The following is an 11980-nucleotide window of genomic DNA, read 5'->3' on the forward strand; positions in this document are numbered from 1 at the left end:
GCCATGATACTTCGTTACGTTACCTAAGCTTTAACGCACCCTTGACGCACGCCCCCGTGCTCCGCCCAGCATCTCCGAGCCTGCGTTCGACGCCGGTTTCCGACTCCGCGTCCGGGGCCGTATCGCCCTGCGCCTATGGTTGCTCCAGCACTCCAGGACCCGCACAAGCCCCGCCCTGCCGCTCGCGAAGGACAGCAAGGACAGCGATGCCCTCCAACACCAACGCCTCTTCCGGTCGCAAGTCCGGTAGGAAGAAGGGGCGCCGAGCCCGACTGATCGTGATCGTCCTGGTCCTGGCCGTCGTAGGAGGCATCGGCTTCGGCGCGTACTGGAGCATCAGCACCGTCCGCGCCTCCTTCCCGCAGACCAAGGGCTCCATCGACCTCAAGGGCCTCTCGGGCACGGTCGAGGTCAAGCGCGACGGCAACGGCATTCCGCAGCTCTACGCCGAGTCCGACGAGGACCTGTTCATGGCGCAGGGCTTCGTGCAGGCCCAGGACCGCTTCTGGGAGATGGACGTACGCCGCCATATGACCTCCGGCAAGCTCTCCGAGATGTTCGGCAAGAGCCAGGTCAAGACCGATGAGTTCCTGCGCACTCTCGGTTGGCACCGCGTGGCCAAGAAGGAGTACGACTCCAAGCTCTCGCCGAAGACGAAGAAGTACCTCCAGGCTTACGCCAAGGGGGTCAACGCCTACCTCGACGGCAAGGAGGGCAAGGAGATCTCCGTGGAGTACGCGGCGCTCTCCTTCGAGAACGACTACAAGCCGCAGCGGTGGACGCCGGTCGACTCGATCGCCTGGCTCAAGGCCATGGCCTGGGACCTGCGCGGCAACATGCAGGACGAGATCGACCGCGCCCTGATGACGAGCCGCCTCGGCCCGTCCCAGATCAAGGACCTCTACCCGGAGTACCCCTTCGACCTGCACAAGCCCATCGTGCAGGAGGGCCGCTACAACGAGGTGACCGAGAAGTTCGACGGCGACGACTCGACGGGCGGGGACGCGGGCACGGGTACCGGTACCGGTACGGGGACCGGTACGGGCACAGGGACCGGTACGGGGACGGGCATCGGTACGGGCACAGGGACCGGCACCGGTACGGGCACAGGGACCGGCACCGGCACGGGCACCGGAACCGGCACCGCGGGCGCCGGCAACGGCCTGCAGTCCCAGCTCTCCGGCCTCTCCGACGTCCTCGACAAGATCCCGGACGCGGGCCTCGGCTCGAACGGCAACGGCATCGGGTCCAACTCCTGGGTGGTCGCCGGGGCGCACACCATCACCGGCAAGCCGCTCCTCGCCAACGACCCGCACCTCGCGCCGCAGCTGCCCTCCGTCTGGTACCAGATGGGTCTGCACTGCAAGTCGGTGTCGGCCAAGTGCCAGTACGACGTCAGCGGCTACACCTTCTCCGGCCTGCCCGGCGTGGTCATCGGCCACAACAAGGACATCGCCTGGGGCATGACGAACCTGGGTGCCGACGTCACCGACCTGTACCTGGAGAAGTTCACCGCCGACGGCTACCAGTACGGCGGCAAGGTCGTGCCCTTCAAGTCCCGCGAGGAGAAGATCAAGGTCGCGGGCGGCAAGACCAAGACGATCACGGTCCGGGAGACGAACAACGGCCCGCTGATCTCCGACCGCGACGACGAACTGGTCGAGGTCGGCAAGAAGGCCCAGGTCGACGCGTCCGCGCCGGACCGCGGCGACGGCTACGGCATCGCCCTGCGCTGGACCGCCCTGGAGCCCGGCAAGTCCATGGACGCCGTCTTCGAGCTGAACAAGGCCAAGGACTTCAAGGACTTCCGCAAGGCCGCCGCCGACTTCGAGGTGCCCTCGCAGAACCTGATCTACGCCGACACCGAGGGCAACATCGGCTACCAGGCGCCCGGCAGGATCCCCACCCGCGGCAAGGGCGACGGCTCGCTGCCCGCGCCCGGCTGGGACCCCGACTACCGCTGGGGCGACCCGATCCCGCAGGACGCGCTGCCGTACGAGTACAACCCCAAGCGCGGCTACATCGTCACCGCCAACCAGGCCGTGATCGACGACGACGGGGGCAAGAAGTACCCGTACAAGCTCACCTCCGACTGGGGCTACGGGGCGCGCAGCCAGCGCATCGAGGACCTCATCAAGTCCAAGACGAAGAACGGCGGCAAGATCTCCACGGAGGACATGCGGCTGATGCAGACGGACAACAGCAGCGAGATCGCCCGGCTGCTCGTGCCCAAGCTGCTCAAGATCGACATCGGTGACAAGCACGTCCGTGAGGCCCAGAAGCTCCTGGAGGGCTGGGACTACACCCAGGACGCCGATTCGGCCGCCGCCGCGTACTTCAACGCCGTCTGGCGCAGCATCCTGCAGCTCGCCATCGGCAACAAGCTGCCCAAGGAGCTGCGCGTCAAGGGCCAGTGCCTGTCCGTCGAGCCGACGGGCAACACCCGCCCGGCCGACGAGGAGAACCGGGTCCGCGAGTGCGGCGAGCGCGACGCGGACTCCGCCCAGCCCGACGGCGGCGACCGCTACTTCGAGGTCATCCGTAAGATCCTCGACGACCAGGACAACGACTGGTGGAAGACGCCGGGCACGCGCCTCGACAAGGAGACCAAGAACCGCGACCAGCTGTTCGCGCGGGCCATGGAGGACGCCCGCTGGGACCTGACGGCCAAGCTCGGCAAGGACATCGACACCTGGAGCTGGGGGCGTCTGCACACCCTCACGCTGAAGAACCAGACGCTCGGCACCGAGGGACCCGGCTGGCTCCAGTGGGTGCTCAACCGCGGCCCCTGGAAGCTCGGCGGCGGCGAGGCCACGGTCAACGCCACCGGCTGGAACGCGGCCGGCGGGTACGGAGTGATCTGGGTGCCCTCGATGCGGATGGTCGTGAACCTGAAGGACCTCGACAAGTCCCGCTGGATCAACCTCACCGGCGCCTCCGGACACGCCTACAGCGACCACTACACCGACCAGACCAGCAAGTGGATCAAGGGCGAACTGCTGCCGTGGGCCTACTCCGAGAAGGCCGTCGAGGACAGCACGGACGACACCCTGGTGCTCAAGCCCTGACGGGCGCCCGCCGCGAGCCCCACCGGGGCAGGTGACACGGAAAGGGCCCTCCACGCGCGCGTGGAGGGCCCTTTCGCCGCACAAAAGGCGCGTGCCGCCTCATGTGAAGCGGCGCACCGCCGACGGCGTCACCACGGCGTGCACCGGCCGGTCGTGCGCCTCCCCGGGGACGTGCGCGACCACTTCGGAGTCGTACAGGAGCACCACCAGGGCGGGGGAGAGCGCCGCGCGCTCCAGCCGGGCGAGCACCCGGTCGTACGACCCGCCGCCGCGGCCGAGCCGCGTCCCGTGCGCGTCCACCGCGAGCCCCGGGAGCAGCACGGCGTCGGCCTCCAGGACGGTGTCGGGTCCCAGGCGCGTGCCCGCCGGCTCCAACAGCGTCATCTTTCCCGCGTGTTGGACGGGGGCGAGGGAGTCAGGGCCGTCGTACGCGGCCCAGTCCAGGTCGTTGTCCGGGAGCAGGACGGGCAGCAGGACACGTGTCCCGCGCGCGTGGAGGCTGTCCAGGAGGGCACGGGTGCCGGGTTCGGTGCCTACGGAGACGTATGCCGCGACCGTGCGGGCGCCGGAGAGTTCGGGCAACTCCAGGGCGCGCTCGGCGAGGGCGGCGGCAGCCTTCTGCGCGTCACCGGGCGTCAACCCACGTCTTACCGTGAGGATCTCCGCGCGCAACGCGCGCTTGTTTCCCTTGCCCGGGCCGGGTTGATCCATGGTGAACTCACATATCCTTCCTATTGTGCGCACATGTGGGCCTATATTCCGGAACCACAGATTCCACACATAGGCACCGGTTAAGGTAACGCTCATGACTGAGTCTCCCCCCAAGATCACCAAGGCTGTCATCCCAGCAGCGGGACTTGGCACTCGCTTCCTGCCCGCCACGAAGGCGACGCCCAAGGAGATGCTGCCGGTCGTCGACAAGCCGGCGATCCAGTACGTGGTCGAAGAGGCGGTCGCCGCCGGCCTGGACGACGTCCTCATGATCACGGGCCGCAACAAGCGCCCCCTGGAGGACCACTTCGACCGCAACTACGAGCTGGAGTCGGCCCTGGAGAAGAAGGGCGACGAGTCCCGGCTCGCGAAGGTCCAGGAGTCCAGCGACCTGGCGACCATGCACTACGTCCGCCAGGGCGACCCCAGAGGACTCGGTCACGCCGTCCTGTGCGCCGCCCCCCACGTCGGCAGGGAGCCCTTCGCCGTCCTCCTCGGTGACGACCTGATCGACCCGCGCGACCCGCTGCTCGCCCGCATGGTCGAGATCCAGGAGCGGCACGGGGGCAGCGTCATCGCGCTCATGGAGGTCGCGCCCGAGCAGATCCACCTCTACGGCTGCGCGGCGGTCGAGCCCACCGCCGACGGCGACGTCGTGAAGGTGACCGACCTGGTCGAGAAGCCGGAGGCGGCGGACGCCCCGTCGAACTACGCGATCATCGGCCGCTATGTCCTCGACCCCCACGTCTTCGACATACTGCGCAAGACCGAGCCGGGCCGCGGCGGCGAGATCCAGCTCACCGACGCGCTCCAGCAGCTCGCGGCCGACGAGAAGATCGGCGGCCCGGTGCACGGCGTGGTCTTCAAGGGCCGCCGCTATGACACCGGCGATCGCGGCGACTACTTGCGTGCCATTGTCAGACTCGCGTGCGAACGTGAAGACCTGGGCCCGGACTTCAAGGCCTGGCTTCGCAGTTACGTCACCGAGGAGATGTAGCACTTGAGCAGCAGTGGCACGACGACGCACCACACCGCGGGACGGGACCGGCTCTGGTCGGTGGACGAGCATCTGGACGACGTCCTCGCCACCGTCCGCCCCCTGGAGCCCATCGAGCTCCAGCTCCTCGACGCCCAGGGCTGCGTCCTGATCGAGGACGTCACGGTGCCCGTCTCGCTGCCGCCGTTCGACAACAGCTCCATGGACGGGTACGCGGTGCGGGTGGCCGACGTCGCGGGCGCGAGCGAGGAGTTCCCCGCCGTCCTCACGGTCATCGGGGACGTCGCCGCGGGCCAGGGCGAGCAGCCCACCGTCGGCCCCGGCGAGGCCGCCCGCATCATGACCGGTGCCCCGCTGCCCCCCGGCGCCGAGGCCGTCGTGCCCGTGGAGTGGACCGACGGCGGGCTCGGCCAGGGCCCCGTCACCGGCATGCGTGCCCACAGCGCGGCCCCCGAGGGCGCCTCCGGCGAGGTCCGGGTGCACCGCCCCGCCGAGGCACGCGCCCATGTGCGCGCACGGGGCAGCGACGTCCGCGCGGGGGACCGCGCCCTCACCGCGGGCACGGTCCTCGGCGCCCCGCAGATCGCCCTGCTCGCCGCGATCGGCCGGGGCACGGTCAAGGTCCGCCCGCGCCCGCGCGTGGTCGTCCTGTCCACCGGCAGCGAACTGGTCCAGCCCGGCGAGGAGTTGGCCGACGGCCAGATCTACGACTCCAACAGCTTCGCCCTCACCGCCGCCGCCCGCGAGGCCGGAGCCATCGCCTACCGCGTCGGCGCGGTCACCGACGACGCCGAGATCCTGCGCTCCACCATCGAGGACCAGCTGATCCGCGCCGACCTGCTCGTCACCACGGGCGGCGTCAGCGTGGGGGCGTACGACGTCGTCAAGGAGGCGCTCGACTCCATCGGGGACCCGGACGACGAGGAGGGCCTGGGCGCGGGCGGTGGTGTGGAGTTCCGCAAGCTCGCCATGCAGCCGGGCAAGCCGCAGGGGTTCGGCACCATCGGCCCCGACCACACCCCGCTGCTCGCCCTGCCGGGCAACCCCGTGTCGTCGTACGTCTCCTTCGAGATGTTCGTACGGCCCGCCGTGCGCGCCCTGATGGGCCTGCCGGACGTCCACCGGCCCACCGTCCGCGCCCGCCTCACCGCCGACAAGGCGCTGACCTCGCCCGCCGGGCGGCGGCAGTTCCTGCGCGGACGCCATGACGCGGACGCGGGCACGGTGACGCCGGTCGGCGGCTCCGGGTCGCATCTGATCGCCGCCCTCGCCCACGCGGACGCCCTGATCGTCGTCCCCGAGGACACCACGTCCGTGGAGCCGGGCACGGACGTCGACGTGGTGCTGCTCGGCTGACGGGCCCCGTGTCCGGGCGGGCGCGCGGCTCGGGCCGCGCGCCACCGGGGCGGTACTGTGTCGCGCACAGCAGGCCCGCGCACCGCACCGCGCGGGGCCCGGACCGGGAGCGCCACAGCACATGAGCACGCAGCAGCGACTGACGCACATCGACGAGGCGGGCGCCGCCCGCATGGTCGACGTATCCGAGAAGGACGTGACCGCCCGCACCGCCCGCGCCAGCGGCCGCGTCCTGGTCTCGCCCCGCGTGATCGAGCTGCTGCGGGCGGACTCACCGGAAGAGGGCCTGCCCAAGGGTGACGCCCTCGCGACGGCCCGGATCGCGGGCATCATGGGCGCCAAGCGCACCCCCGACCTGATCCCGCTGTGCCATCCGCTGGCCGTCTCCGGAGTGAAGGTCGACCTGAGCGTCGCCGACGACGCCGTGGAGATCCTGGCCACCGTGAAGACGACCGACCGCACCGGCGTCGAGATGGAGGCCCTCACCGCGGTCGCCGTCGCCGCCCTCACCGTCATCGACATGGTCAAGGCCGTCGACAAGGGCGCCGTCATCACGGACGTGCGGGTCGAGGAGAAGACGGGCGGCAAGTCCGGCGACTGGAACCGGCGGGGAGCGGGGGCATGACGGGCCGCGCGCCCGCCGACGCCGGGGCGACGGCCGAGGGGAGCGAGGGCATGACGTACCGGGCACTCGTCGTCACCGCCTCCAACCGCGCTGCCGCGGGCGTCTACGCCGACAAGGGCGGCCCGATCCTCGCCGAAGGGCTCGCCGCCCTCGGCTTCGCCGTCGAAGGGCCGCTCGTGGTGCCGGACGGCGACCCCGTCGAGCGGGCCCTGCGCGAGGGCGTGGCCGCCGGGTACGACGTCATCCTCACCACCGGCGGCACCGGCATCTCGCCCACCGACGCCACCCCCGAGGCGACCCGCCGCGTCCTCGACCACGAGGTCCCCGGCATCCCCGAGGCGATCCGCGCGTACGGCCGCGAGAAGGTGCCCACCGCCGTGCTCTCCCGGGGCCTCGCCGGGGTCGCGAGGCGCACGCTGATCGTGAACCTGCCGGGTTCGAGCGGCGGCGTGCGCGACGGAATGGCCGTCCTGACACCTCTGTTGATCCACGCCGTCGACCAGCTGCGCGGCGGCGACCATCCGAGAACCGACGGGGGTGCGAGCTGAACAGCCCCAGCTGGCCCGTCGAGCTGACGGACGGCGACGTCGTCCTGCGGCCGATAAAACTGCGCGACCAGCGCGCCTGGCGCGAGGTCAACCGGCGCAACCGCGACTGGCTGCGCCCCTGGGAGGCGACGATCCCGCCGCCCACCCCCAGCGGCCCCGTCGCCCACCGCCCCACCTACCGGCAGATGGTCAGGCACCTGCGCGCCGAGGCGAACGCGGGCCGCATGCTGCCGTTCGTCATCGAGTTCCAGGGCCGCCTCGTCGGGCAGTTGACGATCGCCGGCATCACCTGGGGGTCGATGTGCTCGGCCCACGTGGGCTACTGGGTCGACGAGTCGGTCGCCGGGCGCGGGGTGATGCCGACCGCCGTGGCGCTCGCCGTCGACCACTGCTTCCGCACCGTCGGGCTGCACCGCATCGAGGTCTGCATTCGGCCCGAGAACGCGCCGAGCCGCCGGGTCGTGGAGAAACTGGGCTTCCGCGAGGAGGGGCTGCGGCCCCGCTATCTCCACATCGACGGGGCCTGGCGCGACCACCTGGTGTTCGCGCTCACCGTGGAAGAGGTGCCCGAGGGACTGCTGCGGCGCTGGCAGCAGGCGCGTCCGCAGAACACCGCGTGACACCGTGTGATGTCGTCCGCAGCGTGGAGAACGGGCGCCTGACGGACCGTCGCGCCCCTGGTGCGGCACAATGCTGCCACTCTCATAAATGAAATACCTGTTCGAAATTGATCGGTGAGTGACCGTTAAATTCGGGGCTTCGTCGGCCTGTTGATCGCATCAGTCACAAAAAAAGTTCGAGATATCAGCCAGATCGTGCGACACACCGGCTCAATTGGCGGATGGCCTCGACAAAACCCCTCTACCGTGTGAGGCGTGAGCAGCAGCGGCCTCATCTACGCAGTCATCGTCGGGGCCTGGGCCGCCTACTTGGTGCCGATGTGGCTCCGTAGGCAGGACGAGCTCAACGAAGCCCGTCCGACGGAACGCTTCAGCACCGCCATCCGGCTGCTGTCCGGACGGGCGGGAATGGAGCGCCGGTACGCCAAGGACCTGCAAGCGCGCTCGCCTGAGGAGGAGTCGCGCAGCGACCCGGACGCCGTGACCGACTCGGTCGACGTCCGGGCCTTCGCCGTGCCTCCGGGGCAGGAACGCGAGGGGCGCGCCACGGACTCCCGCGGCCGTGCCCCGGCCGCCCGGCCCAAGCCCCGCACGTCCGCCGCCGAACAGGCGCCGCACGGCGCCCAGGCGCGCGCCGGCGCGCGCCCGGCCGCCAAGCCGGGGCCCGGGCAGGGGCCCGGGACGGTCGGGGGCTCCGGCGCGGAGCGGGGCCAGGGCCAGCCGTACGGACAGGGTCAGCCGCACGGGCAGGGTCAGCCGCACGGGCAGGGTCAGGGGCCGTCCGCCGCCGCCCGGCGTGCCGCCGCTGCCGACGCCGCCGCGCGGGCCCGGCGCACGAAGGTGCTCGCGCGCCGTCGCCGCACCACGGTGATGCTGTTCCTCGCCTTCACCGTCGGCACGATCGTCGCCGCGGTCGGCGGCTTCGCGTTCCTGTGGGCGCCCGCCGTCCCGGCCGCGCTGCTGAGCGCGTACATCGTCTACCTCCGGCGCCAGGAGCGGCGCCGCTTCACGTACACGATGGACCGGCGCCGGGCCGAGGCCGCCGCGCGGCGGCTGCGCGAACGGCAGCCGCGCGGGCGCGAGGCGAGCGCCGAGCCCGCCGCCGAGGAGCCCGCACCAGAGTCGGAGACAGGTCTGTCGGCGCTCGCCGCCGACCGCCGCGCCCTCGTCGAGCAGACCGACCACGCCGAGTGGGTCGACCAGCAGCGCGAGCGTCAGCACGGCCCCGGCCGCGCCGACAGCTGGGACCCGGTCCCGGTGCCGCTGCCGACGTACGTGACGGCGCCGGTCGCCCCGCGCGCCCCCGGCAGCGTCGACCTGGGCGCCCCCGACACCTGGAGCTCGGCCCGGTCGAGCACCGCCGAGCCCGCCGCCGACCGCAGGTCCGCGCCGGGCGCGGCGGCGGCCGAGGCCGCCGAGGCCGCCGAGGAGCAGCGGGCTGACGGCGAGGGCGGCGAGGGCGGAGCCGACGGCGGCCGCAGCGACGCCCGCCGCGCGGCCTCCGCCCGCCGCTCCCGCGAGCGCGGCCGCACCCCGCTGTTCGACCAGTACGACGACAGCGCCGACGGGCGCCCGCGCGCCGCCAACGAGTGACCGGCCTGACCAGCACGGGAACGGATTTCCAAGCACCCGGATGGGGATGCTAGAGTTTCACTCGTTGCAAGGGCCTGTGGCGCAGTCCGGTAGCGCACCTCGTTCGCATCGAGGGGGCCAGGGGTTCAAATCCCCTCAGGTCCACTGCATCGCTCTTCTGGAGTCCGCTCAGGAAGAGTTCACAAGATCCCGTCCGATCTGCTTGATCGGGCGGGATCTTGGCGTTTCCAGAGTCTGTGTCCGAGGTGGCGGGCCTCAGTTGTAGTGCGTCGCCAGTTGTAGTGCGTCGCCATGGACCGGATCGTCGCGGCGATCCGAGCCCGCCGCTCTCACCCGGAGTTTCAGCTCGGCCGCCGGCGTGCCCCGCCTCGCCGTGGACCGGCCCGGCCACCGCGCAGTGGTCGTCGTACCGGGTCGGCAAGCGCACCGGCACCCTCTTCCCGCCGGTCACAGGAAGCTTCGGCCCCACGTCGGTGCCGAAGATCGCGTCCCGGTCGAAATATCGGGCGGGATCTTGTTCGTTGTGCCGTACGTACGTCGGCCAAGCGTCCCGCGTACGTCGGCCATTGACGTGATGACACAAGGAGATCTCCCGGATGTGGAACGGTGACGGACTCGACCTCGACGCCTATCTGGCGCACCTGGGGCACGAGGGGGACCGCTCGCCTTCGCTCGCGACGCTGCGCGCCCTGCACCGGGCCCATGTGCTCTCCGTGCGCTGGGAGAACATCGAGGCCGTGCTGCGCAAGTACCGGCCGCTCGACCTGGAGTCCGTCCAGGCCAAGCTGATCGGCAGCCGTCGCGGCGGGACCTGCTTCGAGCACGTCACCCTCTACGCGGCCGCCCTGGAACGCCTCGGCTTCCGGTTCGTCGTGGTGCAGGGGCGGGTGCAGATGGGCGAGACGAGGATCAGGCCCGAGACGCACGCAGCGGTGATCGTGGAGCTGGACGGGAAGCGCTGGCTCAGTGACGTCGGGTTCGGGGCCAGCCCGCTGGAGCCCATCGAGCTGACCGACGCGACGGACGTGACGGACGGCACCTGGGCGTACCGGCTGCGGCGGCAGGAGGTCACGCCCGGCGCCGACGGGTGGGCGCTGTACCAGCCCGCGGGCAAGGGCCAGACCGACAACTCCGGCGACGGCTGGATGGTCCGGCACACCTTCACGCTCCACCCGCAGTACCCCACCGACCTGCGCGTCACCAACCACTTCGGGGCCAGCAGCCGCCACTCGGCCTTCAGCGACCGCGTCTTCGTGCAGCGCCTGCACCCCGACCGGCTGCACCTCTTGGACAACCGGCGGCTGACCACGGTCACGCCGGGGCGGCCGGGCCCGTCGGAGAGCCGGGAGCTCGCACCGCACGAGGTGCCCGGCGTGCTCGCCGAGGTCTTCGGGATCGAGCTGTCGGCGGAGGACGTCGAGCTGCTGCTGCCCAAGCTGGTCTGAGGCGGCCGCCCCGGCCGTCACCCCCGGGGGTACGTCACTCCGGAAGTACGTCACTCCGGGAGTACGGCGAGAGTCAGGCCGCGCAGCCGGGACGGGGCCGAGACGACCTCGTACGACGTGATCCTGCCCGACCGCACCGTGAGGGTGAGGGCGAGCAGGAGGCGGCCGCGCGGGGCCACGACGATGCCGGGGGCGCCGTCGAGCAGGAGCACGGCCGCGTGCCGGGCGTTGCGGGCGAGCAGGACCGTCTCGCGGGCCACGGCGTCGGCGCCGTGGAGCTCGGTGGCGGCGCCCGGCGGGAGGGCCGCCGGGTCGGCGCGGCGGACGACGTCCGGGGCGAGGACGGTCAGGAGGGCGTCGATGTCGCCGCCGCGGGCCGCGGCGAGGAAGGCCTCGACGGCCCGCCGGTGTCCGGTGGGGGCCGTGTCCGGGACGTCCGGGGTGCCGCGCACCTTGGCGCGGGCGCGGCTCGCCAGCTTCTTCGTGGCCGTGGGCGAGCGCTCCACGATGGCCGCGATCCGGTCGAAGGGCACGGCGAAGGAGTCGTGCAGCACGAAGGCGACCCGCTCGGCCGGGCCCAGGGTGGCGAGGACCACGAGCAGGGCGCGGCCCACCGACTCGATCAGGAGCGCCTCCTCCTCGGGGGTGTGCGCCTCGGCGGCGGCGATGTGGTCGGGGACGCGGCCGCCGACGAAGTCCTCCCTGCGCGTCCCGCGGGTGCGGAGCATGTCCAGGCAGACGCGGGAGACGACGGTCGTCAGCCAGGCGGGCAGGTTCTCCACCGGCTCGGGGCGACCGGCGGCCGGATCGGGGCGACCGGCGGCCGGATCGGGGTCACCGTGGGCCGGGCCGGGGCGCTCGGAGGTGCGGGCGGCCGTGCGGCTCAGGCGCAGCCAGGTCTCCTGCACCGCGTCGTCCGCCTCGTGCAGCGAGCCGAGCATGCGGTAGGCGATGCTCCGCAGCTGCCCGCGCTGCGCCTCGAAGCGGTCCGCGAGGCCGGTCTGCTCGTCCATCGGT

Annotated in this window: 10 protein-coding genes and 1 tRNA gene; 9 read left to right on the forward strand and 2 right to left on the reverse strand. The window is 71.8% G+C overall.

What is annotated here, in order from left to right; translation table 11 throughout:
• Nucleotides 1-206 precede the first annotated feature (206 nt).
• A complete protein-coding gene (locus QUY26_RS23155) occupies nucleotides 207-3068 on the forward strand; it encodes a penicillin acylase family protein (RefSeq protein ID WP_289949730.1) in 2862 nt (953 codons plus the stop codon).
• A 99-nt stretch (nucleotides 3069-3167) separates the two neighbouring features.
• On the opposite strand, the gene QUY26_RS23160 is transcribed toward QUY26_RS23155, so the two are convergent.
• Entirely contained in the window at nucleotides 3168-3779 is a 612-nt protein-coding gene (locus QUY26_RS23160) for a 5-formyltetrahydrofolate cyclo-ligase (protein WP_289949732.1), read from the reverse strand.
• Between the two features lie 94 nt (nucleotides 3780-3873).
• Here QUY26_RS23160 and galU point away from each other — a divergent pair, with 94 nt between their 5' ends.
• The 8 genes from galU (at nucleotide 3874) to QUY26_RS23200 (ending at nucleotide 10963) form a co-directional block, all read left to right on the forward strand.
• Nucleotides 3874-4776 (forward strand): UTP--glucose-1-phosphate uridylyltransferase GalU, encoded by a 903-nt coding sequence (gene galU, locus QUY26_RS23165; RefSeq protein ID WP_289949734.1) that lies wholly within the window; start codon nucleotides 3874-3876, stop codon nucleotides 4774-4776.
• A 3-nt stretch (nucleotides 4777-4779) separates the two neighbouring features.
• Nucleotides 4780-6132 carry a molybdotransferase-like divisome protein Glp gene (gene glp, locus QUY26_RS23170; protein ID WP_289949736.1) on the forward strand — a complete coding sequence of 451 codons (1353 nt, stop codon included), beginning with the start codon at nucleotides 4780-4782 and terminating at the stop codon, nucleotides 6130-6132.
• 121 nt (nucleotides 6133-6253) lie between these two features.
• Nucleotides 6254-6757 carry a cyclic pyranopterin monophosphate synthase MoaC gene (gene moaC, locus QUY26_RS23175; protein ID WP_289949739.1) on the forward strand — a complete coding sequence of 168 codons (504 nt, stop codon included), beginning with the start codon at nucleotides 6254-6256 and terminating at the stop codon, nucleotides 6755-6757.
• Between the two features lie 50 nt (nucleotides 6758-6807).
• The gene (locus QUY26_RS23180; RefSeq protein ID WP_289955942.1) at nucleotides 6808-7305 is read left to right on the forward strand and encodes a MogA/MoaB family molybdenum cofactor biosynthesis protein; all 498 of its coding nucleotides are present in this window, start codon (nucleotides 6808-6810) and stop codon (nucleotides 7303-7305) included.
• Nucleotides 7302-7925 (forward strand): GNAT family N-acetyltransferase, encoded by a 624-nt coding sequence (locus QUY26_RS23185; protein WP_289955944.1) that lies wholly within the window; start codon nucleotides 7302-7304, stop codon nucleotides 7923-7925. The genes QUY26_RS23180 and QUY26_RS23185 overlap by 4 nt, the downstream gene beginning before the upstream one ends.
• A gap of 255 nt (nucleotides 7926-8180) precedes the next feature.
• The gene (gene sepX / locus QUY26_RS23190; RefSeq protein WP_289949741.1) at nucleotides 8181-9518 is read left to right on the forward strand and encodes a divisome protein SepX/GlpR; all 1338 of its coding nucleotides are present in this window, start codon (nucleotides 8181-8183) and stop codon (nucleotides 9516-9518) included.
• Nucleotides 9519-9588: 70 nt separating this feature from the next.
• Nucleotides 9589-9662 (forward strand) — tRNA-Ala (locus QUY26_RS23195).
• Between the two features lie 452 nt (nucleotides 9663-10114).
• On the forward strand, nucleotides 10115-10963 hold the full coding sequence (locus QUY26_RS23200; RefSeq protein WP_289949745.1) for an arylamine N-acetyltransferase family protein: 849 nt from the start codon (nucleotides 10115-10117) through the stop codon (nucleotides 10961-10963).
• Between the two features lie 50 nt (nucleotides 10964-11013).
• Here QUY26_RS23200 and QUY26_RS23205 read toward each other — a convergent pair whose 3' ends face one another.
• Nucleotides 11014-11976, reverse strand: coding sequence for a sigma factor (locus tag QUY26_RS23205; protein WP_289949747.1), 963 nt, complete (start codon nucleotides 11974-11976; stop codon nucleotides 11014-11016).
• Nucleotides 11977-11980: the final 4 nt, after the last annotated feature.

The organism is Streptomyces flavofungini (assembly GCF_030388665.1).
GTDB classification, from domain to species: Bacteria; Actinomycetota; Actinomycetes; order Streptomycetales; family Streptomycetaceae; genus Streptomyces; species Streptomyces flavofungini_A.